At 29.1% G+C, this 24686-nt stretch carries 21 protein-coding genes; 11 read left to right on the top strand and 10 right to left on the bottom strand.

Annotation, left to right across the window (positions count from 1 at the left end; genetic code table 11):
* Positions 1 to 338: 338 nt before the first annotated feature.
* From idsA to QZV12_RS12320, 10 genes are all read left to right on the top strand, one after another.
* Positions 339 to 1334, top strand: coding sequence for a short chain isoprenyl diphosphate synthase IdsA (idsA, locus tag QZV12_RS12365; RefSeq protein WP_295622331.1), 996 nt, complete (start codon positions 339 to 341; stop codon positions 1332 to 1334).
* Between the two features lie 407 nt (positions 1335 to 1741).
* Positions 1742 to 2536, top strand: a complete 795-nt coding sequence (locus QZV12_RS12360) for a hypothetical protein (protein WP_295622330.1) — start codon at positions 1742 to 1744, stop codon at positions 2534 to 2536.
* A gap of 1106 nt (positions 2537 to 3642) precedes the next feature.
* On the top strand, positions 3643 to 4200 hold the full coding sequence (locus QZV12_RS12355) for a restriction endonuclease subunit S (protein WP_295622329.1): 558 nt from the start codon (positions 3643 to 3645) through the stop codon (positions 4198 to 4200).
* Positions 4201 to 4235: 35 nt separating this feature from the next.
* Positions 4236 to 6158 (top strand): type I restriction-modification system subunit M, encoded by a 1923-nt coding sequence (locus QZV12_RS12350; RefSeq protein ID WP_295622328.1) that lies wholly within the window; start codon positions 4236 to 4238, stop codon positions 6156 to 6158.
* A 219-nt stretch (positions 6159 to 6377) separates the two neighbouring features.
* The gene (locus tag QZV12_RS12345; protein WP_295622327.1) at positions 6378 to 6581 is read left to right on the top strand and encodes a hypothetical protein; all 204 of its coding nucleotides are present in this window, start codon (positions 6378 to 6380) and stop codon (positions 6579 to 6581) included.
* A gap of 20 nt (positions 6582 to 6601) precedes the next feature.
* Positions 6602 to 7462 carry an MATE family efflux transporter gene (locus QZV12_RS12340; RefSeq protein WP_295622326.1) on the top strand — a complete coding sequence of 287 codons (861 nt, stop codon included), beginning with the start codon at positions 6602 to 6604 and terminating at the stop codon, positions 7460 to 7462.
* A gap of 1316 nt (positions 7463 to 8778) precedes the next feature.
* Positions 8779 to 9696 (top strand): manganese-dependent inorganic pyrophosphatase, encoded by a 918-nt coding sequence (locus QZV12_RS12335; RefSeq protein WP_295622325.1) that lies wholly within the window; start codon positions 8779 to 8781, stop codon positions 9694 to 9696.
* A 54-nt stretch (positions 9697 to 9750) separates the two neighbouring features.
* Positions 9751 to 9999: a zinc ribbon domain-containing protein gene (locus QZV12_RS12330; protein WP_295622324.1), complete on the top strand. Its 249-nt coding sequence runs from the start codon at positions 9751 to 9753 to the stop codon at positions 9997 to 9999.
* A gap of 12 nt (positions 10000 to 10011) precedes the next feature.
* Positions 10012 to 10362: a hypothetical protein gene (locus QZV12_RS12325; protein ID WP_295622323.1), complete on the top strand. Its 351-nt coding sequence runs from the start codon at positions 10012 to 10014 to the stop codon at positions 10360 to 10362.
* Positions 10363 to 10628: 266 nt separating this feature from the next.
* Positions 10629 to 11798: an aldo/keto reductase gene (locus QZV12_RS12320; protein WP_295622322.1), complete on the top strand. Its 1170-nt coding sequence runs from the start codon at positions 10629 to 10631 to the stop codon at positions 11796 to 11798.
* 174 nt (positions 11799 to 11972) lie between these two features.
* On the opposite strand, the gene QZV12_RS12315 is transcribed toward QZV12_RS12320, so the two are convergent.
* From QZV12_RS12315 to QZV12_RS12285, 7 genes are all read right to left on the bottom strand, one after another.
* Positions 11973 to 12797: a class I SAM-dependent methyltransferase gene (locus QZV12_RS12315; protein WP_295622321.1), complete on the bottom strand. Its 825-nt coding sequence runs from the start codon at positions 12795 to 12797 to the stop codon at positions 11973 to 11975.
* Entirely contained in the window at positions 12794 to 13609 is an 816-nt protein-coding gene (locus QZV12_RS12310; RefSeq protein WP_295622320.1) for a class I SAM-dependent methyltransferase, read from the bottom strand. Before QZV12_RS12310 ends, QZV12_RS12315 begins: the two co-directional genes overlap by 4 nt.
* Positions 13610 to 13637: 28 nt before the next feature.
* Entirely contained in the window at positions 13638 to 14129 is a 492-nt protein-coding gene (locus QZV12_RS12305; protein WP_295622319.1) for a hypothetical protein, read from the bottom strand.
* 1075 nt (positions 14130 to 15204) lie between these two features.
* Positions 15205 to 18387 (bottom strand): Ig-like domain-containing protein, encoded by a 3183-nt coding sequence (locus QZV12_RS12300; RefSeq protein WP_295622318.1) that lies wholly within the window; start codon positions 18385 to 18387, stop codon positions 15205 to 15207.
* A gap of 500 nt (positions 18388 to 18887) precedes the next feature.
* The gene (locus tag QZV12_RS12295; protein ID WP_295622317.1) at positions 18888 to 19028 is read right to left on the bottom strand and encodes a hypothetical protein; all 141 of its coding nucleotides are present in this window, start codon (positions 19026 to 19028) and stop codon (positions 18888 to 18890) included.
* 75 nt (positions 19029 to 19103) lie between these two features.
* Positions 19104 to 19694: a hypothetical protein gene (locus QZV12_RS12290; protein ID WP_295622316.1), complete on the bottom strand. Its 591-nt coding sequence runs from the start codon at positions 19692 to 19694 to the stop codon at positions 19104 to 19106.
* 24 nt (positions 19695 to 19718) lie between these two features.
* Positions 19719 to 20561: a hypothetical protein gene (locus QZV12_RS12285; protein WP_295622315.1), complete on the bottom strand. Its 843-nt coding sequence runs from the start codon at positions 20559 to 20561 to the stop codon at positions 19719 to 19721.
* Between the two features lie 407 nt (positions 20562 to 20968).
* On the opposite strand from QZV12_RS12285, the gene QZV12_RS12280 reads away from it, so the two are divergent.
* Positions 20969 to 21313, top strand: a complete 345-nt coding sequence (locus QZV12_RS12280) for a hypothetical protein (RefSeq protein WP_295622314.1) — start codon at positions 20969 to 20971, stop codon at positions 21311 to 21313.
* Positions 21314 to 21405: 92 nt separating this feature from the next.
* On the opposite strand, the gene QZV12_RS12275 is transcribed toward QZV12_RS12280, so the two are convergent.
* From QZV12_RS12275 to QZV12_RS12265, 3 genes are all read right to left on the bottom strand, one after another.
* Positions 21406 to 22299, bottom strand: a complete 894-nt coding sequence (locus QZV12_RS12275; protein ID WP_295622313.1) for a hypothetical protein — start codon at positions 22297 to 22299, stop codon at positions 21406 to 21408.
* A 99-nt stretch (positions 22300 to 22398) separates the two neighbouring features.
* A complete protein-coding gene (locus QZV12_RS12270; RefSeq protein WP_295622312.1) occupies positions 22399 to 23238 on the bottom strand; it encodes a hypothetical protein in 840 nt (279 codons plus the stop codon).
* A gap of 629 nt (positions 23239 to 23867) precedes the next feature.
* Positions 23868 to 24686, bottom strand: an 819-nt coding sequence (locus QZV12_RS12265) for an Ig-like domain-containing protein (RefSeq protein ID WP_295622311.1), incomplete at its 5' end; no start/stop codon positions are given.

The raw sequence follows: 24686 nt of genomic DNA, 5'->3' as shown, positions 1-24686 counted from the left end.
AAAGTTTGATCAAAATATTTTCACTTGGTCTTGATAAAATAAGGGTTTTATTAAAGATCAAACTTTTAGAAAAAGTTTGATTAAAATATTTTCACTAGGTTATTTGTGTTAAATAAAATCTTTGTTTAATTATTAACTTGAGTTTAAAACTTTTTAATTAACCCATTCAACTGTTTGACTTTATAATAAATGAATTTCTTTAAAAAAATTAATAAAATTTAAATAATAATTAAATAACTATTTAATAAAGTTTAAATAAATATTATACTGAAAATAAATTCAATTTAATTTATTAACTTTATTCTTAATTTATTGTTATTTTAAGAGGGAGAAAAAAAATGTCTGACGTTACTGATGTCTTAAAACAATATTCAATAGATGTTGTAAAAACCATTGAAGAAAATCTCGGAGTAATTGAACCACAGGATTTGCAGGATGCTTGTCTTTACTTAACTAAAGCTGGTGGAAAAATGCTTAGGCCAGCTCTTACTTTAATTTCTGCAGAAGCAGTTGGAGGAAATAAGGAAGATGCCTTAAAAACTGCTGCTGCCTTAGAGCTTATTCATACATTTTCACTTATCCATGATGACATCATGGATGATGACGACATGAGAAGGGGAATGCCTTCCGTACATAAGGTATGGGATGAACCTTTAGCTATTTTAGCTGGAGACACCTTATTCTCAAAAGCATTTGAAATGGGCATTGATTCCAAAGAGGAAAATGCAAACCATGAACATGTTGCAAATGCATTGGCTGTTGTTGCAGATGCTTGTGTAAAAATCTGTGAAGGTCAAGCTTCTGACATGAGCTTTGAAGGAAACTTTGATGTTAAGGAAGATGAATACTCTGAAATGATTTTCAAGAAAACAGGTGCATTGATTGCAGCTGCCACTAAAGCAGGAGCTATTATGGGTGGAGCCGATGATGAAACCGTTAATGCATTATATGAATATGGTAGAATGATTGGTACTGCTTTCCAAATCCAAGATGACTACTTAGATGTAATCAGTGATGAAAAGGATTTAGGAAAACCTGTTGGAAGTGACATCGCTAAAGGCAAAATGACTCTTATGGTTGTAAAGGCATTAGCTGAATCTGAAGGTGAAGATCACGAAAGATTACTTGAAATCTTAAAAGAAGAGAATTCTTCACAAGAGAATGTACAGGAAGCAATTGATTTATTCAATAAATATGGTTCCATTGAATATGCTCACAATCTCGCATTAGAAAACGTTGATGGAGCTAAGAAAGTACTCGAAATATTACCTGACTCTGAAGCTAAACAAATGCTTATCGCTTTAGCAGATTTCGTAATTGCTCGTTCATCTTAAATTCTTAGAATTTTCTAATTCTTTTTTCTATTTTTTTATTTTTCTTAATTTTTTTATTATTTTTATTTTCTTATTTGTATTGATTTTTTTATTTTTCTTAGTTTTTTTATTATTTTTATTTTATTGTTTTGCATTGATTTTTTTTATTTTTCTTAGTTTTTTTATTATTTTTATTTTATTGTTTTGCATTGATTTTTTTTATTTTTCTTAATTTTTTTATTATTTTTATTTTCTTATTTGCATCGATTTTCGTATTTTCATTATTTTCATTATTTTTCATCAATTTTTATCTATTTTCTAACTTTTTTGCATTTTTTTTTAAGTTAAGTTTATAAATAATTTCATTTAAATTAATAAATATATAAAAGGATTTAACTTTTCATATAATTTTTATGGAGATGTTTTAAGTGGATTTAAGGCGTTTATTACTTGTTGCTTTAGTTATTGTCGTTGTTTTGTCCTGTTCCTTCTTTTTATTAAACTTTGATGAAACTGTTCATTACAGCAGGGTTGAACTTTCAAGCACATCCAGCATTGAAATGCCTGTAAGTGATCAAGTCAGCAATACCACTATCAATGGGGGAATTCATGTTATAAATGATACCAAACATGATTTGACTTTGATGTTTTTCAATAGTGAACAAGGCAATCAGGTTGCTGCAGTTGAATTGGAATATATACGCAATGAATTTATGGCACATTCAGTTCAGGAAACAATTGGAAATGAAACCGTTTGGCATAATGAAGAAAATGGCACATATATGGCTTTCATTGGTAACTATGTCACACACGACAATATTTTGATAATTTGTAAGGATCCTGAAATATTGGAGCATATGATTTCTTCTGCAAGATATCAATACTTTAATGAAGATGCTAACAGCACTGAAACCTATCAAGGAGAGAATGTAACTGCTGCAGATGCAAACAATACTGGTATTGACAGCACAGGCTCTAATAGTGGAGCTATGTTCAATCCAAATTCAAATGGAACTCAGTCAAATTCATCATCAGCAACTGTCCCTGATGGATATTACTGGTCTGGTCAGGACAATGACTACATTAGGGAGTACGATGATGCAAATGATCTTCACCATATTGATCGTATGAATGGGCCTAATGAAGCTATTGACACTAAAAACAATAAGCATTATACAAACGGTGTGGAAGATACAGATGCTTATAATCAAGATTTTAATTAAAATTAATTAAAATCTTTTATTTTTTTATTATTTCTTTAATTTTTATTCTAATCTTTTTTTTTACTATTTTCACTGTTTTCTTATCTGATTTGCAATGATTTTTTGCCATCTTTTTCTATTTTTTCCTTTTTATTTTAATATTGTCATATAATTTAAGTCAAGTGTCATTAAGTTTTAGAACGAAAACTTTATATATAACTTAGTTCATATTACTAATTGTGATTAGAAAAAAAACTTAGTTAATTTGAAAAGCTTATTTTTTTCAATCATTAAAAAACATTAATTGGAACTTGAAAAGGGTTTTCATTAATGGGATTGGTGTAATGTTAGCCTCCCTGTTTGATTATTTCATTGTTTCAACTCCTGTATTCATTTAGCACTTCGTTCGTTGTTTTGTTTCTACCATCTCAAATTCTGACAAAGCACCGATCCTTAATGATTGATTAAAATAAGTTTCATCATTAATTCTAATCTCGATGAATTTATAAAAAAAGATTGAATTTGAAAACTTAATTCTAATCTCGATGAATTTATAAAAAAGATTGAATTTGAAAAATGATTATGGTGATTCAAGATCTGGTGATTATTATCTATTAATTTGTTTGCAAGTAAAAAAATCCAAAAAGTAAATTAGCAAGCCATGTAATATGGGGTGATTATATTTTAGGGTTTGAATAAGAATTGGGGTGATTCTTATTCTTAATCTAAATATATTGATTCATTGTCATGGGAATATGATTTGGGGGTGAGTTGTATTCCTTTATTCATTTAGGATAAGAACTGGGGGTGATTCTTATTCTTTAATCATGGTTTATTGTCATAGGGATATGATTTGGGGGTGAGTTGTATTCCTTTATTCTTATGGGATAAGAACTGGGGGTGATTCTTATTCTATGTATGAAAAGATATTCAAGGGGATTATCTTTTCTTTTTCATCTCTAATTCTTCTTTTTCATTTTCATTGTTTAAATGATCCTGCTGTTTTTATCCTATTTTTTTAAAATTTTTATAAATTATGCCCTTAAGTTTAAGAACAAGTAATTACAAAATATATTTTAGAAGGAAATTAATCATTGATTTTTAATTTTTAATATTGCGGTGAGTATATGATAAAAGAATATAAGTTTGGCGACATTGCAGAAATCTTTACTGGAATCAGAGTTAAACGTTATCAAAAAGGACATTTGGAAGAAAAGGTAATGCTTAAAAAGATATATGAAGACAGTTCTAAAATTGATACGGATAAGGTAAATGTTTCTGATGATATAAATCCTAAATTCTACTCTAGAAAAAATGATATTGTTATTTTGCTTGCAGGATCTACTGTCAGCAAGCTTGAAGTAGAGGAAATACTCATTCCAATGTATTATGCAGTTGTAAGAGTCAAGGAAGGATTTGATGTTGATTTCATATTCCATCTTTTAAAAAGTGATATTTTCCCAAAGGAATTGCATAAGATTCAGGAAGGAACCACATTAAAGATTTTAAAAACCACTCACCTAAAGGAAATCAGATTGCCTGTTCCTGATTATGAAACTCAAAGGAAATATGGCAAATTATTTAATTTAATGGATAAGCGCATTAATTTAAACTTGGAATTAGTGGATATAGAAAGACAGAATGAAAAGATGATTATGAAAAATCTATTAGACGAACTGACTTAATTATATTATTTTTATAAAATTATTGGGGTTATGATATGGCAAATTTTTTAGGGCGCCAATTATGGTCTATTTATGAGGATTTAAAGAGGGAAAAGAAAATCGGTTTTTTAACTGATGACGAATTTCAAAAGTATTTTTTAGGTTTTATCTCTTACAAGTATTTGTCTGAAAAAGTAGAGGCATACGTTAATAAAAAAATAAAATGGGATTATATTGATTTTGAAGATGCCTATAATGAGGATATTTATAAAAATAACTTAATGGAAAATTCAATAAGGGATTTAGGATACTTTTTAAAGCCAGACCTTTTATTTAGAAATGTTGTCTCTTCTAAAAATTATGGAAATATCATTATTGAGGAATTGGAAAAGGCCTTCAATGAAATCAGTGAGTCCTCTCGTGGAAGGGCTAGTGAAGAGGATTTCTTAAATTTATTTGAAGGAGTGGACTTGAATGCATCTCAATTAGGAAAAACCTTAGAGGATAAGAATAGAGTTGTTTTTAATATATTGGATGCTCTTTCTTCAGTTCATTTTGATTTAAGCAAGCCTAATCTGAATAATACTCTTCTTCATCGGTCTGCTATTGAAAACAGCAAATATGCTAAAACTCCTCATCATAGCTATGATTTAAAAAGGTCTCGTTTAGCCAACAAGTCTAATTTGCCTCCTCACCATTTCAGAAAGAGTAATATGGATGCTGAGTTTAATCAATTAAGAGAGCTCAATAGTATTGAAGCAGAATACTTAAGGGCTAAAAAGAGCTTAAGTGTTGAAGCAGACGCCTTAATGTTTGAAAAGAGCTTAATTATTGAACCTAAGGTTGATGCTGATATTGATAGAGATTTTTATGATGATTATGGAAATGATTTTGAGGATGAAGACCCAGATTATGAAGAGTACATTGATGATATTATTGGAAATGGATTTGAATATTTATTAAGCGAATTTTCACTGAATTCATCTAATTCTCTTGATTATTATACTCCTAAGGATGTTTCAAGATTAATTGCAAGGTTGATAGCTTCTCAAAAAGATCATATATTTTCTGTTTATGATCCTTGTTGTGGTTCCGCTTCATTGCTTATAGAAGTTTACAAAGAGTTAACCTGCAATTTCATTTGTGGTCAAGAGATTAATGCATCATTCTATAATATTGCAAGGGAAAATATGATTCTCCACAACATTCATTATAATGATTTTGACATTAAGCAGGGAGATACTTTGGAACAGCCTCAACACTTGAATTACACATTTGATGCAGTTGTAAGTGAAATCCCATTCAATTCCAAATGGACTGATGATAAGGCATATCTTGATGATGTAAGATTTATGGATTATAAAATGATTGCTCCTCGCACAAAAGCGGATTACGCTTTCATTCAGCATATGCTATATCATTTGGATGATGATGGAATCATGATTGTTGTTGTTCCTCATGGTGTTTTATTCAGATCTGCTGCTGAAGGAGCTATTAGGAAGCAAATCATCAAAAACAATTATTTGGATGCTGTCATTGGCCTTCCAGCAAACATGTTTTATAGTACCAATATTCCTACCTGTCTAATGATATTTAAGAAAAATAGGATATATGATGATGTTTTATTCATTGATGCTTCCCGCAAATTCAATTATTTTAAGCTAATCAACAATTTCAGGGAAGAGGATATTGATATAATAGTTGATATTTACAAAAATAGGGTGGAAGTGGATAAGCATTCCCTTACAGCTGAAAAGGATGAAATTTATTCCTATAGGGCAAGTATTGAGGATATTGAAAAGAATGATTTTAATTTAAACATTCCTCGTTATGTAGACACTTATCCTGAACCTAAAAAAATAAATGCTGATGAATTAATAAAAGAGCATCAATCAAAAATAGAGGAAATTAAGGAAGTTACTTCAGAAATTAAAAAAGTTTGCAGGGAATTGGATATTGAAGATAATTTGTTTGAATAGTTTTTTTTGGTTTCTTTAAGCTATTAGACATGTTTGAATATCCTTTTTTAATTTCTTTAATCTTTTATCTTTTTTTCAAGAAATCCAATCAAAACATTCAAACTAAAATAATTAATTTTTGAATATATTACAGTAATTTTGATAAAAAAAGCAAAACATTGAATATTATCAAAAATTTAACAAAAGTTATTTATAAAATATCTATATATAATTAAGTCTATGTATGATAAAATTGATTTAGTTAGCTCTCCTAAAAAATCCTTTTGGAAATTGACAATTCCAATTTTAGGTTTTATGATTTTTGATGCACTTTACGGTTTAGTTGATATGTTTTGGGTTTCAAAGCTATCTGCTCAAGGATTTTATGCTGTAAGTGTAACTGCTCCCTTATTTGTCTTGATTTGTTCATTTGGGATTCTATAGGTCAGGGAACTAATTCTATAATGTCCCGGTTTATTGGGTTTGGTGATTATGAAGGTTCATACAACTCAATAATACATGGATTAGTTGTTATCGGCATTATATGGGTTATATGTTTGATAAGCATATTCTTTTTAAATGAAATTTTCGTTTTGATGAAAATAAGGGAATCCTTAGATTTGGTAGTTTTATATATTATGCCCTTATTGGCCTGTTCTGTCGTGTTGTTATTAGAGAATTATTTTGCTGAGACACTACAAGCGGAAGGGGACTCAAAAACACCTAAATTTGTAATGATTGGAGCAAATATCCTAAATTTAGTTTTGGATCCTATTTTCATTTTTACATTTGGCATGGGTGTTTTCGGTGCAGCAGTTGCTACCATTCTCGCTACCTTAATATCTGTCATAGTAACGTTTTATTGGTACTATTCCCAAAGGACTAAGGTTCCATTAAGCTTAAAATATTTTAAAAACAGTCCTAAAATATATTATGAAATCTTAAAAGTCGCTATTCCTAATTTCTTTGACAATGCATTATGGTGTCTTTACGCAGTGTTCCTAAATGGAATATTGATTGAGGAGTTAGGTACAAAGGGTATCGTCCTTTATGCAACATCAATTAAAATAAAAGATTTGCTTATAGCTCCAGTAAAAGGATACGGTAGAGGGTTAATGAGTGTTACAGGTCACTTGTTCGGTGCGAAGGAAGTTGGAAAGTTAAAGCAGATGTATAAATATGTGCTTAAGATATCACTTTTAACCTCAATTGTAATTTCAATCATCTTTATTTATATGAGGGATTTTATCTATAATGCTTTCAGCATTCTGGATATGGAACCTTCAGTTTTTGTCATTACTGTCTTGGAGTATTCATACTTTTAAGTATTCCTATATCTATCATATCCTCTAAAATGTTGGATGGATTTGGTAAAAGTTATTATTCCCTTGTACTAACACTTTTAAAAATGGCTCTTGAAGTATATATGATTCTATCAATAAGGCCTTACCTTCCTTTTTGGTTTCTCCATAATAATTGCTATTGCATTTAATGAAGTCTTGCAAGCGATATTAAATTTAATTATATTGTTCTTACTCCTCTGGCATTTTGAATCAAAGGATAAGGAAGATTTAAATGTAGTTTGATTGATTGTATTGCAATACTTATGTTATAAGTTAAAGAATCAAGATCTTAGTTGTAGAATTAGAATTTTTGCCCATCTTTGTATGTTTTTTTTTTTTTTTTTTTTTTTTTTTTTTTTTTTTTTTTTTTATTTGTAGAATTAGAAGTTTTGCCCATCTTTGTATGGGTTATTCCTTTTTTGTAGAATTAGAAGTTTTTCCCATTCCTTGTTTATGGGCATTTTCATTTTTTTTATTTTTTTCTAAATTATTTCTTTTCAAATGCTCTCGGATTAGTTGTTTATATTAATATATTCATATTATTATCAAGGAACATTGGCTTTTGGTGAAAAGCATTCATCTAATGATGATCATTTCATTGGAAGTTAAGATGTTCTTTATAGGAAAATACTTAAAACTTCGAATTTTAAATCAAAGATATATTTTCTGGATATTTTCAAATATTTGGATTATATTTCTTGATTTTAATTCTTTGTTTTTTTGCTTATTTTTTTTAAAAATTTATTTCTAGTCCTGATTTTAATTATTTGTTCATTCTCTTATTGTTTTTAAAATTCATTTAAACAGTTTAATAATGATTTACAGATTTTCATTAAACAGTTTATTTTTATAACATTGTTTTATTATAAAATTTTTAAATATTCTTAAATCTATTTTTAAGACTTTATTTTGCATTTTATTCATTGTTAATTATTATTTCAATTGTTGAGTAATAAATATTCTATTTTTTTAGTTTATGCTATTTCAAAGTACTTAAAATTTATTTTATTTCTTTTTCAATGGTTATAAAAAAATTTTAATTTTTATCATTGCTTGTTAATGATAGCAAAGTATTTATATGTCTTGATTCTATATATATAATCATAGAATTTTTAACTATACTTTTAGAATATTCTTTTAACATATCACCCCCTTTACATTAGTTTCTAGTTTTCTTTTTTGGTATAGTTATTAATTCAAGTTTAGATGCTTAGATTTTTATAATCTAAGTTTCTAAACTAAAATATAATTCAATCTTTTTTTAATATTATTTATTTATCAATTTATTAGGTGAAAAAATGAGTAAAGTTTATATTTTTGGTCATAAAAGTCCGGATACTGACTCAATAACTTCAAGTCTTGTAATGGCTGATTTAGAAACCAAATTAGGTAATGATGTAGTTGCATGTAGATTAGGAGCTCTCAACAAAGAAACAGAGTTTGTCTTAAATCATTTTGATATTGAAGCTCCAGAATTAATTGAAAAAGTAGAAGATGATGCAGAAGTAATTCTTGTAGACCACAACAGTCCAAGCGAATCTGCAGACAATATAGAAAATGCAACAATTTTAAAAGTTGTTGATCATCATAAGATAGCTTTTGAAACTTCATATCCTTTATTTGTCAGAACTGAACCTGTTGGATGTACTGAAACTGTATTGTTAAAGTTATATAAGGAAAATGGTTTTACTCCAGATAAATCCATTGCTTCATTAATGTTATCTGCAATCATATCAGATACTTTACTTTTAAAATCTCCAACAACCACTGAAGATGATAAGAAAGCTGTTGAAGAACTTGCTGAGCTTGCTGAAATTGATTATGAAAGCTATGGTTTAGAGATGTTAAAGGCAGGTACTGACTTATCCAGCTTCACCATTCCTGAAATATTAAGCTTAGATGCTAAACAAATTGACTTTAAAGATGTAAAATCCATTGTAAATCAAGTAAACACTGCAGATATCTCTGAAGTGATGAAAATGAAAGATGATTTGGAATCTGGAATGGAAAAAATCATTGAAGATGAAGAGTTGGATTTATTCATGCTTTTAATTACTGACATTGTAAACAGCAATTCTCAAGTCATTGCTCTTGGTAAAGATGCTGCACTTGTAGAAAAGGCTTATGGCGTTAAATTAGAAGACAATACCGTATTATTGGAAGGTGTTGTTTCCCGTAAGAAACAGGTAGTTCCAATAATGACTGAAAATGCTTAAGTCAAGCATTTTCAATTTTTTCATTTAAATTGTTTTAGGTTTAAAAGGGGGTAAATGTCAAAGATATGTTCAAATTGTGGTCATGAAAATAGAGACGTTGCAATATACTGTGGTAATTGCGGCGCAAGACTAATAGCTCCTAATTTAGGAAACAGCTTAAGAGGAGGAAGCTCTTCTTCTTCAAGCACAACTAATTCCAGCCCTACCTATACAAATAATAACAATGGGGGAGGATTAGGTTCTCTATGCTGTGGAGTGATCTTGATTCTATTAATAATAATTATTATCATGTCTATTGGATAATTTAGGGATAAAATGGATTTTAATGATTTTGGAGAAAATTTAGAGGATTCCACTATTTTCCTAATTGAAAAGCTAAAGGAATTGCATCCTTGGGATCAAGAGTGGCATTATAATGTTGCAGTTAAATTAGTTCCAATTTATAATGAAGAAATGATTAAATTTCAGGAAATTTTAGATTCAAAGGATTTGGAATTTGAATCACAGCATTTTAATAAGCTAATAAGATTTTCATCCATTTTAAGTAAAGACCAAGTTAAAATCCTTTTTTTAGGAGATTTAGCAGATATTCCATTAATCTATGATGGAAAATATTTAGTGATGAAGAAAGAGTTGACTTATTGGTTGAATCTAAAGATAGATTAAGAAAAGTTGATTCCAATCTATATTTATTCTTTAATCATGAGGATGTTTAATCTTCTTTTTAACAAATTACCCTTTTTTTTATTTGTTTTTTAGTTTTATTCTTAATTTTTTACTCTTTTTAATAATTTTTAGCATTATTTTTTTAATTTTAGTTTATTTTCTTTTAATTTATTAATTGTTTATTCTTTTCTAAAAGAACTTTAGCTATTTTTATATATTTCAATAAACATAATATGATATAATTAAAGTGATTTTTAGGTGACACAATGTTTTATAGAAAATTAGGTAAAACAGATTTGGAAGTATCTAATTTAGGTTTTGGATGTATGCGTTTACCTCATAAGGAACATTTCTACGATATTGATGAGGTTGAAGCTGCTAAAATGTTTGATTATTCAATTAAGCATGGAGTAAATTATTTTGATACTGCTTATTCATTCCATAGTAAAAACAGAAACTTGGGAGGTAATGCTGAACCGTTTTTAGGCAAATATCTTGCGGATAGAGGCATTCGTGATGATGTTGTCATACAAACCAAATGGCCTGGATGGCTCGTAAATAAAAGGGAAGATATGGATAAGTTCCTTGATTTGCAATTGGAAAGGTTGCAAACTGATTATATTGACATTTACATGTTGCATTCCTTAAAGATAGACTTCTGGAATAAATTATATGGCATGGATGTTTTAGAATTCTTAGACAGCATTCTTGAGGATGGAAGAGCTAAGTATGTAGGTTTCTCTTTCCACGATGATTTGGATGTATTCTTTACAATTATGGATTCCTATGATAAGTGGGATGTAATCTTAACTCAAGTGAACTATCTTGATGAGGATTATAAAAGCGGTCTTGGAGGTTTAGAGTTTGTCGGAATGGCAGGTCTTGGAAATGTCATTATGGAACCTCTCAGAGGTGGAAGTCTGATTAACAACATTCCTGATGAAGTTCAAGCTCTTTGGGATACTGCTGATAAGAAAAGAACTCCTGTTGAATGGGCATTTGAATATTTGTGGGATAAGCCTCTTGTAACTTCTGTATTCAGTGGTATGAGCAATATGGATCAGGTAAAGCAAAATATTGCCATTGCAGAAAACTGTGATGTAGATTCCATGAGCGAACATGATAGGCAAATCCTAAAGGATGTTACTCAAGTTTATAAATCAAGGGAGGAAATTCCTTGTACTGGCTGCAGATATTGTATGCCTTGTCATAATAGAGTGGATATTCCTCATTGCTTTAAGCAGTACAACATTGCTAAAAGCTTGGATTATATTGATAAAACTGCAGCTCCTTATTTCTGGTTAGTAAATAAGGATGAACGTTCAGATAGCTGTACTTTCTGTGGTGAGTGCAATATACAATGTCCACAGGGAATTGACATTCCTGCAGAGATGGAAAAGGTATTTGATTTCTTCCATGATGAAGAGTATCATTAATTCCTTTTTTCTTATTTTTTAATTATTAAAAATAGTTTTTTTTTTTAATTTTTTTTATTTACTCTATATGAATGTAGACTTTTTTTATTTACTTTTTTTATTACTCTATATGAATGTAGACTTTTTTTATTTACTTTTTTTATTTCACTCTACATAAAAAACAGTTTTTTTTAGCTATTCCTCTTTTTTCCACCAGATTAATACTAAATCTGTTTTATCTTTAGGATTGATCCAGTTGCCTCTTTCGTTTTTAACAAACAGTTCTTTAAAATAATTTTCCAATCTAATCCTATCTTCTTCTTCAAGCTCTCCAAGTTTCCACATTGACCTTTGGATTGCTTCATCAAAGTCATGGTATTCCTTTAGATTTTTACATTCCAATTGAAGGACATTTGCTTCAATTCCAATGCTTTTCAAAAGAAGGAAGAGTACACTATAATCAGGTCCTGCTTTAAATGGTTTTCCTGCAATTTTTTCTTTTTCCTTTTTATATTCATGGCTTGATGATCCAAAAACAGTTATGTAAACATATTTCTTAGCTATTTCATTAAGTGTCAAAACAGTTTCTTTTATATTGTATATTCCATTTAAGCATCTGGAGGCAAGTACAATGTCATAATTTCCAATATCCTCATAGCTTAAGTCTTTAATATCCTTTTGAATGGTTTTAATATTGCTTATATTTTCTTCATTGGCCTTTTTATTTAGCTCTTCTATCATTAATTCAGATTTATCAATTCCAGTGACGGATTTTGCTCTTTTAGCTATTTTTCGGGTGATTGTACCTTCTCCACACCCTAAATCCAAGACAGTATCATCTTTAGTTATTCTCATCTCTTCTAAAAGAACTTCTGGATAATCATCATTTTCAAGCCATTTTCCATAGTCTTTAGCTATTTTATCCCAGTTCTTTTCTTTTTTCAATCCCTTTTTAATTGATTTTTGCCAAATGTATTCCCAATCAAGCTCTAATAGGTCTATTTTATCTTCTGTTTTCATTTCTTCCACCAGTATAAAACCCAGTCAGCTTTATCATTAGGATTGGAAAGCTTTCCATTTTCATTTTCTTCAAGAATATCCTCTAAATACTTATATAATGATTTCTTTTCATCGTCATTCAAGAAATCCAATCTCCATTTGCCGCTTTCTATAGCTTCATCTATACTTTCGTATTCTCTTTCATGGCCTATGTTTAGGTTTTCAACATTTGGATGGATTCCCATATCTATAAGTATATTGAAGAAATATCTATGGGATGGAAATTCATTATAATCCTTTTGGATTGACTCATAAAATTCCCTTTCTATTTTCCAATTGTTTGGTCCAAAAAGGGTTATGTAAACGTACTTATTGGCTATTTCATTTATATTTGCAATGGTTTCCTTTATATTTAGCACTCCATTCAATGATCTTGAAGCTACAATAATGTCATGTTTGCCTACATCCTCTAAAGTAATTTGGCTTAAATCCTTTTCAATTGTTTTTATATTATCAACATTTTCCTTTTGCGCCTTTTCATTTAATATTTCAAGCATTTTATAGGATGAATCCACTCCTGTAACATTTTTTGCCCTTTTTGCAAGGGGAATAGTTATGGTTCCTTCACCACAACCTAAATCAAGAAGGCTGTCATCTTTGCTAACATCTATCTTTTCTATTAGTTTGATGTGGTAATCATCTCTTTTTGCAGATTTTCCAAAGTTAGGTGCAGCCTTATTCCAGTCTTTAGCCCTATCCTTTTTAGCTTCCAATTTCCTTGTCCAAAAGTAAGCCCAATCAATATCTTCAGGATCATTTATTTGAAATGTCATTTTTCCACCATTTAGATTATTTCAGCAACTATTCTTGTTTCATTTCTTTTTGTATCTTATATACATCAGCTACTGCCAATGTTCTTTTAAAGTCAAAGCGGAAGTTTTCACTTATTGAACCTAATTCTCTCATGGTTGAATTGAATTTTTCGGTTTTCACAGGAATATTACATAAGCTGTCAATGCTTTGTCCAAGTTCATCAATATATTTTGGAAATGTTTCAGTTGCATGGTTAAAGAAAACCTCATATTCTTCTGGGTTTTCAATAGTTTCATTTTTGACATTTTCCTTAAGTTTTTCATAAAAATTATTGTAGTAACTATAGCTTTCCCTAAATGAATCAAGCAATTCCGCTATTCTATCGGACATTTTATCTACACAGTTTTCTTTAGTTTCTTGTGTCGCATCAGTAGCGAGTAAAGGCATGTTGGCTCTAAAAAGTAAACCTACATCACTTAAATTTTTATTTAAATCATTTATTGCTTTTTCAAAGGAATCGATATCTAATTTTCCATCCATTTTATCTACACCCTATTTTCTTTTGATTTTTGTAAACTTTTTTTTTCATTTTACATTAGTATTTTTCACTAGTTCTGTAAATTTTTTTTTTTCTACAGGGAAAAATTTCTTCTACAAAAATCAATATTTTGATGTTTTTTTTAAATTTTTTAAAAATTCTTTATTTTGAATTTTATTTATTAAAATTTTATTATTTAAAATTCTAATCTTATATAATTTTATAATTCCTATAATATTTATATTTAGTTTTTTATTTTTCTTTTTTTCAATAATTTTCTATTATTTGACAAAAAATTTTTTTCTATTAGTGAGAGGTGCATTTCTACTGTAAGTTTTTTGTTCGAAATTATATAAACAATATCTGTTTTTCATTCATTTTCATTTAATTTTTTTTAGAAAATTTTAATTTTTTTCATTTTATTTTTCTAAAAAATTTTAATATTTTTCATTACATTTTTCCGAGATTTTTTAAAAAATGAAAAATTATTTTTGATCATTTTTTTATGGATTTCTCAAAAGTGAATTTTTTTGATTATTTTTTTTATGGATTTCTCAAAAGTGAATTTTTTTTGATTATTTTTTATGGTGATTTTTTTTAATGGTATATTCTATTTTTTTTCAGAATTTCTTAGATAAATATGGTAAACTTTTTATAAATTTTTTGATATCATTTATATTAAAATATCGATTGATTAAATGATAGTTTATCAATACATCTATTAAAATATTTAATCTATTAATTCATTATTTCTATTCATCTCAATAATATTGTTTTTTTAATTTCATTAATGTACATCACTTCATCACTTTTTCATAAAATAGTAAATTTTTAAAAAAATATTTTAGATATTTTTAATTTTTTAATAAATAGATTTTCAATTAGAAATATATTGTAAAAATATTCATTAAAAATTTTTAAAAAAGAAATATTATAGTGAAAGAATATAATGAGATTTTTTTTATAGTGGAAATATTATAGTAAATGAATTTACAGAAATTTAAAAAAAGAATCGTTGTGTTGAAAATTAAACGCAATACTTAAAAAAAAAAGAAAAATAATAAGTGGAAGATCCACTTATCTTTTAATAGTTATAGTTTTTGTAATCTTATTTATTCCATAAACACTTTGGATTTTATGGCTTCCTACTTTTAGAGCTATTTTTATTGTAACTGTTGCCACTCCTTTGGCATTTGTTTTTGCATAATACTTTTTATTTTTAATTCTAAAAGTAATTCTTTTGCATTTAATAGCTTTTCCTTTAGTGTTAACTAATTTTGCACTGAACCTTACCTTTTTGCCTTTTTTATATGAAACGTTCTTTGCAGTTAAAAGAGGCTTAACAGTAATCTTATTTGAAACAGTAAACTTATTGTATGTTGCTTTAATTGTGTAAGTTTTTGGTTTTAGATTAGTGATTGTAAGGTAAGCATATCCAGTTTTATTAGTTTTACGCTTGTAGGTATTGCCTCCAATCTTAAATGTAACTATTTGTCCTGCAGCTACTGCTTTTCCATTGTTTCCAAATGCACGTACCCTGTAAACAGATTTTGCCTTATAGTATTTAACTATATTCTTGTTGCACATTAGGTTCTGGAATATAAATATGGTATTCTGTGCCACTTCTCCACTAGCAGGATTGGTTGCTTTAATGGTGTATTTTCCAGGATTTAAATTAATGTTTAACCTTAAAAATCCATTTGCAAGTGTAGTGAAGGAATATTTATTCTTTCCAATAGTGATTTGGACTTTTGTATTTCCTAATGCCTTTCCATTAGGATTATAAAACATAGCCAAATATTGGCCTGAAGTATTGTATTTTTTTGTCAAGTCACTGGCTTGTATTGTTTTCAATACAGTTACATTCACTTTTCCTGAAAGCTCGTGGTATGTTTTAGACTCATTGAACTTGATGTCTATTGTATAATTTCCAGGATTCAATCCAATGGTTAGCTTAGCATTTCCATCTGCATCAGTTGTTACTTTGTATGCCTTTTTATTTAGGCAGAGGTAGATTGTTTCTCCGCTTATTGGCTTGTTATTGGAATCTAAGAGCTTTACTACAAGTTGTTTGCCTGCTTTATAGTATTCTTTAAAGTCTTTGTATTCAAGTTTAGCATTTAATAATGTGTCTATAACCTTGAATTCTCCTTTTGCTGAAGCTTTGCTGAAATTATCATTTCCTTCATAGCTAGCTGTAAAGCTGTAATTGCCTACAGCCATTTTTCCTATGTTTAATGATCCTGCACCATTGCTTACAGAAACAGTATATGATTTGCCATCAATTGTTACAATGACATTTCCGCTTAGCTTATCATTATTTGCAGATATCAGTTTGGCATTAATGACTATTGTATCATTGACATTCCTATCCTTGATTTCAACTGTTAGGATTGATTTGATTTTGCTGACATTTAAAAGATAGCTTGTGCTTGATGGCAGATAGTTTCTATCTCCATTATAAGTTGCTAAAACAGTATAGGTTCCTTCATCTAAAGGTGAAATATACCCGTTTGCACTAGAATTTATAATGTTCTTATCTCTTGGAGAGTAGTACCCTTCTATGCTGAAAGTCACAGTTCCAGTTGCATTTTTGCTTAGATTTGCATATATTCGAATGTTTTCATAAAGGCATACATCATCAGTGTATAGGATTATTGATGAATTTGCTTTGCTTATTTCAAATGAAGCATTATTGGATTTAGGAATATATTGGCTGTCTCCTGAATATATTGCTTCGATATTGTATCTGCCTGCTTCAATGCCGTTAAATGTCCAGCTTGTAGTTCCATCACTTATTTCACTGACATGTTCCAAGTCCTTTATTTTAAATGTAACCTTTCCTTTAGCATCCTCATTAAGTTCTGCAATGACAGTGATGTCCTTTCCATACTCTGTATTGTTGATGTAGATATTCAAGTCTGTAGTTGAATTTCTAACTGAAAATCCTGCATTTGCTTCACATGGATAATAGTTGGAATCTCCATCAAAGCTTGCTTCAACTGAGTATGTTCCAGGATTTAAATCTGTTAAATTAAGGATGGCACTTGAATCGGAAATCTCTACATTATAAATTGTTCCATTAATCTTGAATTGGATATTTCCAACTGCATTTGGAAGACTTGCTATTATTTCAGCAGTTTCACCAAAGTTAATGTCTTCACATTCAAGATTTATCTTACCTTCAGCCTTTTTAATATTGAATGTGCTGTTTTTTTCACTTGAATTATATAGGTCATTCACATATTTTGTGATGGCCATATAGTTTCCGACGTTCATTTGGCTTAGGTCATATAATGCCTTATTGTCTTGAATTAAAATCTCTTCATCAAGAATTTCAATATTGTTGTCAAGATCGATTATTTTTAAATGGACTTTTCCATTTATGGTTAGATTTTCAGTTGAATTTCCACCATTATTTTCATTATTGTTTCCACTAATGTTGTTGCTTGAACTAAATATTACTTCAATGGATTTGTTTTCTCCATAAGTTATATTATATGTAATCAAATTGAATTCAATCGCTTTTATAATGATTTTATTGCTTACTGTCTTGTTTTTATAGCTTGCATTTATTGAATATTCACCAACATTCAGATTCAATGGGAAGTATGCCTTTCCTTCATTATCTGTTGTGATGGTGTAATATTCTCCATTGAAAGTGACATTAACAATCCGATTTGGCATTGTCATTCCATTCTTTTCCACTAAAAGGACAGTGTAATTAAAGTCATTATATTCATAAGCTGCAATATCATATCCGATTAAATAGAATTCATCTTCTGCTCCATATGTTGTGTTCCAGCTATTTGGTTCAAAGAAATAATCTCCTTCGTAGAATGCAAAGATATAATTTGTTCCCTTATCAAATTCTACACTGAAGTTGCAGATTCCATTCTTAAGGCTTAATGTGTATTGCCTAATGTTTACAAATAGAGTTATGTCTCCTGTACAGTTGTCAGGTTCGGTTTTTACAATGATATTTCCATTAAATGTATCTCCACTTCCGCTTTGTTCGTCTGCAATAATGTCTACAATTAGTTCAGATGTATATTTGGAAACATTAAATGAACAGGAAGCATTAGATGGACCATATTTTTCATTTCCCTTGTACATTACCTTAATGTCATATGTTCCATTTGTTAGGTTTACAAGTGTAATGTTTGCAGTGCCGTTTTGAATATAGATGTCATATTCCTTGCCGTTTATTTCAAGAATTGCATTGTCGTATAAATCCTCAGCATCTGATTCTATTACCACTGTAGCGTTATTTCCTATTTTTATGTCATCATAGGATACTGATATTGATCCGTCTAAGCTTTTTACTTTAAATCTTGCACTTGCATTGGCAGCTTCATAATAGGTGGATCCTAAATATTCTACAGTGATTAGATATTCTCCTCTAGCAAATCCGTTAAGGTTTAAGTCAGTGCTTTCATTATATAGGTTTAGGGTCTGTTTATACTCGCCATCTATGTATAGCTTAACTTCTCCTGGAAGAACTTCTGGACTTATTGTAATTATGGCATGACCTGTTTCTCCAACGGTAATCTCTTCTATTTCAATGGATAAGTTAGTTGTGCTTTTGCTTATTGTGAAATTCTTTTCTTCAATCGCTTTGCTGTAATCTTCATTTCCTTCATAAGTTAATCTTAAAGTGTAATCATTTGGTATTAAATTGGAAATGGTGAGGTTTCCTTTTCCGTCAATTAAGTTAACTGAATGCTCATCATCATTTAATAGAACAGTAACATTTCCGCTTATGGGTTGGAATCTTCATCAAAAACGGTTAAGTTAATTTCCAAATCTTCAGTATAATTGATGTTTTCGCTTATATTGAAATCAATAAATGATTCCTTTTTACCTACATCGACTATAATGGATTTTGTAAGATTATTCACTTTTCCGGATATGTTGTAATTTCCTTTTTCGCTAAAGCTATGATTAAAGTTGCTGATTCCATCAATGAATTCCTTTTAGCTGACTAATTCATTGTCTATAAATAAGCTAATGTTTAATGCAGGTAATAAATTCAATTCAACGACATCATCATTGCTTGATTTTAAGGATGCAATGATTTCTAACTCTTCATTGATGTCTATATTTGAGTATTCTGGGTTTAAATCTAATACAATCCAGGAGTTCGCCATATCTAAATTGATCTTGTTTTCCTTGAAAGGATTGTTGTTTGTATCCCAAAAGTTATTGTCTATATTGATGTCTTTTCCTCCGCTAATGTACAAGTCTGGGGAAATCAAATTGAAAGGTGCATTGTTAGTAAAGACATTATAGCTTAATTCCAAGTCTCCAAGATTGTAGATGTTAGGACTTCCTTCATATTGGGTATTTGGTGGCTTATAGTATCCTCTGTTGTTTCTGAAAATGTTGCCTACAGCTACTAATTTTCCAGAATTAAAAATGTTTCCATATATGTAATTGAAGTTATATCTTTCAACGGTGTTGTTTTCAATTATTGAATCTTTTAAGGTGAAATTTCCTTTATTATATATTGCAGATCCTCTTGATTCCTCTTTTGAATATGAATTTGCAATGATGCTGTCTTCCATATAAGCAGTTCCATCATTGTATATTCATGCTCCATAAGTGTATTTTTCCCCTTTGGATTCAATAAATGAGGAATTTTTCACAGTAAGGTTTCCCTTATTGTATATTGCACCTCCAAATGAAATCTTATTGCCATATGAGATGATGCTGTTATTATAGAAATAGGAATTGCTTATTGTCAAATCCCCTATATTGCTTATGGCTCCACCATATTTGTATTTTTCCTCACTGTCAAAGTCTAGAAGGTTATTGACAAATTTACAGTTATCTATGTTGACATAGGAATTTTTAATTTCCAATGCTCCACCATAAACATTCTTTGAATCGCTTTGAGCAGGATTTTTGCATCCATTAATAAAGCTGATGTTTTTAAAGCTGTCTGTCAAGCCATCTTCAATAATAAAAATATGATTTTCATTTAATCCATTAAAAGTGGTGTTTTCATTTCCTACAATATTCAATGACTTATTTATTCTTATTCCAGTATTCTCTAATCCTGTATAATCTCCATCAGATAAATGAATGGTATAATTGTCTCCAGATAAATTCATAGCCTTTTCAAAGGATTTCACGGGATTATCTAATGATTTTCCATCGTTAGAATCGTCACCATTATTTATGTCTACATAAATTTCATTGTCATTGCTTAAGAGATTGTTTGCATTCAGTTCATTTGAATTAAGATTGGAATCTCCAATGCTTTCATCAATTGAATCATCATTTAATAAGCTGTTTTCACTTAGTATCCTATGAGTATTATCATTTTCAATATTCACTGGTTCATCATTCAAATCAACTGCACTTACAGCAGATAAGGATAATAAAATAGTGATAATTGAAATTATCAATAAAATTTTATATTTTTTCAAGTTAATTTCCCCTCATTATATTAGTTTTAAAAAAATTAAAGTATAATTTATATTTTTTAATTTATATTTAATATATTTAATTATTTTTATATAATTATTATATAATTTTTATATAATGGCTGTTTTTTTTTTAGAGACAATCTGTTTTAACTAATTGATTGTTTTTAGAAGTTTATTTTTATTTTAGAGACAATCTGTTTTAACTAATTGATTGTTTTTAGAAGTTTATTTTTATTTTAGAGACAATCTGTTTTAACTAAATGATTGGTTTTAGAAATTATTTTTATTCAGAAAAAGATTTTAAAAAAGTAATTTATACAAAAAAAGTTTTTAATTTTTAATAAAAAGAAAAAAAATAGAAATAATTAGTTTTAGAAACTAATTATTTAAGAAATGTATTTTTACGTTTGTATCCAACAATTAATAATATTAATGCACAAATGATAAGTAAAAGCATTTCAAATGTGTTGTCTTTAGCGAAATCCATTACTTCATCGAGTTTAAATGCTTTTTTAGCTGAACTTTCCACTTCTCCTTGGGAAGAGGAATCTGGAGATTTTCCTATAGGATCAGTTCCAAATAGTCCAGGACTTGCATCAGTGCTGTTTGAAGCAAGAGTTCCGTCATTTGTATTTGTAATGTTATTTAAGTTATCATTGCAATTATTATTTGAATGTTCTCTATTTTGTCCATCATCATTTGCAGTAGTGGTATGTCCATTATACGGTCTATTATCGTTGATGGTTCCTTGAACATCACCATCATCAGATCCTCCATCATCGATGAGATCACTGTTATTGGTGGTTTCACCTTCGCCATCATTAATTCCATGAGTTGGGTTATATCATGGAATTGCCGGATTGACCATAGGATTTTGTCCACTGTCTCCATTATCTCCTTGATGAGGTATTAATGGATTGACATGAGGGTTTGTATCAGTAGAATCTCCATCACCATTGACGTTAGGGTTCATATTTCTATAATAATCATCTGCCCTTATAACGCGATTGCCTTCGTCATTAGTGTTGGTGTGGGTATAGTTTCCCTTTCTAAAACTGTCATCACCAGTTTTTGCATCATCAAGAGTTGAGATTACAGTATTGTTTTTAACATTTGAATCATCAGAATCCAATAGATAAACTGCAGTTTTGGTATCACCATATACTGTGTTGTCTTCAATTTGGAAAGTATGAGAATCTGCAGTGTATTGGCGATAGCTAACACCGTAAATGTTATCTCCATCTTTTACTTCACCAATGCTATGAACTTCAATGGTATTGTTAAAGATTTCAGAGTAAGTATCTTGAGATTCAATACCTGCAACTAAAGACCATTCATGCTGTCCAGCCAATCCTGTAATATTTATGAGGTTATTGCTTACGAATAACTCAGTATCCCCAAAGAAGTTTTGAGAATATATTCCAAGGTTTGGTCCATTGGAAACAGATGAAATATTGTTTTCAGTAATGTTTATACCGCTTGTTGGACCAGCAATCTGTATTGGATATGCTGTACCTAAAGCTAATTTACCACCTGTTGTTATGATGGATATGCTATTGTTTGTAATAAGCAAATCATTTAGATTGTATGCATTTATTCCATAAAGGAAGTTTTCAACACCTTGTGGAGTAACAAAATCAGTCATGAAAATTGAATTGTTGCTTATTAAAACATTTTCTGATTGACTTACTGAAATTGAATCCAATGTAGTGTATTGAATAGCAGGTCTTTTATTCACATCTGTAATTATTGTATTGTTGTTTAAAACAAATGAATCACAATATTCTAAACCTACAGCAAAAGCATATTCTGAATCTAAACTTTCAGGTCCTGTACCCTAGTTGATTAATTTTAAAGGAAGTGAACATATAATGGTGTTGTTTTCCATTATGGAGTCATAGGCTCCAATCAGTTTCACTGCACAATTGTACACATCTAAATCTTCATTATGTCCTTCAAAATTAATTTGGCTGTTAGTTATTCTTAGATTTTCCACATCTCTGTCGATGAACTCGTTAACTAATATGCCATAAGCTTCTACATTATCTGGAACTGTATAATTAATTGTCAAGTTATTTAATATTGCATTGTCTGAAGCCACAAATATCGCAGCACCATGATTTTTTTCAAATTCCTTATCCAGCACTAAATTTAAATTAGATAAGCATACGTTTGTTTTTTGAATATCAAATACAATATTTCTTAAATTTGCATTCAATCCAGATATATTCACATAAGGTGCATTTATGGTTAATTTTCCTAAATCTTCAAAATCACCAATAAACACAAATGTCTTATTTTCATATTTAGGATCTAAAATGCCGTTTAGGAAATATTTTTTGATATTGCTAGGGTATACATAGTTTACATCAGTGCTTTCCTCATGAATTAAATCAGGTGTATCCGGTTGCTCTTCCTCTTCTCCATCATTTAAAGTAGTTGATTCATCACTTGAATTCTTTATTAAATCAGCAGAATCAGGATTTTCTTCATTAATTAGATTATCCTCGTTATTTCTTAGATACTCTAAAGAACTTTGCAAATCATTCTGTTCAGATAGTCTATAGTCTGTAAGGTCATTACCTAAACTGCTTGCAGAAACAACAGAAACACAAGAGACACATAAAATAGTAATTAATATCATGGATATCAAAACTAATTTATGCTTTAAATCCATATTTGATTTCACCTCCCCGAAATCATTAGCTTAAAAATATGATTTTTCATATATTTCTTTAATTATCATTTTTTATTTAAAAAGTTTTCCAGTAAGTTTAACTGATTTTAATATTTTTATAAAAATACAGTTATGATTGATATTATATAAAATAATCTTTATATAGTTTACTATATAATAATATGTTAATAAAAATATATATTTTTTTATTTTTTTGAGACTGTAAAAGTTTATAGGCTTATTTTAATTTTATTAGATTTCTTTATAAGTAAAAATTAATATTATAATTTTAAGCCTAAACTTTTTTACAAACTCATTTTTTTAGTTTTTTCCATTCTTTTTTTCTTCTATTTCATATTTTAGGATATTTTCAAAATACTTCAGAAGAAATATTTTTTCACATTAAAATAATTAAGAATTATTTTCTTTTATTAAAAATAATTTTTAATTATTTTTCTTTTCATCCTTTGAAATTTTTTCTAACTTTTTATTTTAAAATAAGTTTTAATTATTTTTCTTTTCATCAATTGAAATTTTTCTAACTTTTTTTTTAAAAAAAAATAAAATATGAAAATTAATTATAAAAATAAATTTTATAATAATTTTCACAAACAAATTTTAATTTTCACTTATTTTATGGTTAATTTTGCTGTTTTGTTAATTGCAGTGTATGTACTGTCTCCAGCGAATTTAGCAACGAAATTATAGGTTCCTTTCTTGTTTAAGCTTACGTTGACGCTTGCTACACCGTTAGCATTGGTTTTTGCCTTATAGGTTTTTCCATTAACTGTGAATGTGACCCATTTGTCTGCAATTGGGCTTCCTTTTGCGGTTTTGAAGGTTGCAGTTAATGTTTTTGTTTTTGCGGTAGCTGCGTAAGATTTGTTAGAAACAGTTAAGGTACCTTTTTGTGTGTCTACAGTGATTTTTGCTACTACGAATGAAGCATTGTAGTTATCATTGCCTAAGAAACAGATAGCGAAGGTGTATACACCTTTGTATCCGAGGTTGATTTGCAATTTAGCGTAACCGTCCTCATCGGTAATGATTCCGTCTTTTTCGTAGGTGTAGACTACACCATTGAAACCGATTTCCATAGGAGTGTTTGCTAATGGTTTGCCGTCAGCATCTGTTAATCTCCATACGAAGTATTCTCCGGTTTTTCCTCCGTCAGCTGGGGAAACAGCAGTTGTGTTCATGTTTTCGAAAACAATTACTGTTGCCTTTCTTTCAGGAGTGAGGTTTTGAGGACCTACATTTATGTCATCGCCATCTCCAATTGAAGTTACTTTAAAGTCAAATGGATTTACACCAGCAGCAATGGTATTGTCGCTGATTGCTATTTCGCTTGTAGGAGATAATACTCCTCTTTCAGAGTCAAGTTCTAAAATATTGATTGATTCTGGAACAGTGGTATCATTGACAAGGTCAAATAAGTTGTCAGTGAT

Origin of the sequence: uncultured Methanobrevibacter sp. (assembly GCF_902769175.1) — an archaeon.
Lineage (GTDB): Archaea > Methanobacteriota > Methanobacteria > Methanobacteriales > Methanobacteriaceae > Methanobrevibacter.
Note: the sequence above shows the minus strand (reverse complement) of the source record. Positions and strands in the feature narration are given on the sequence as shown.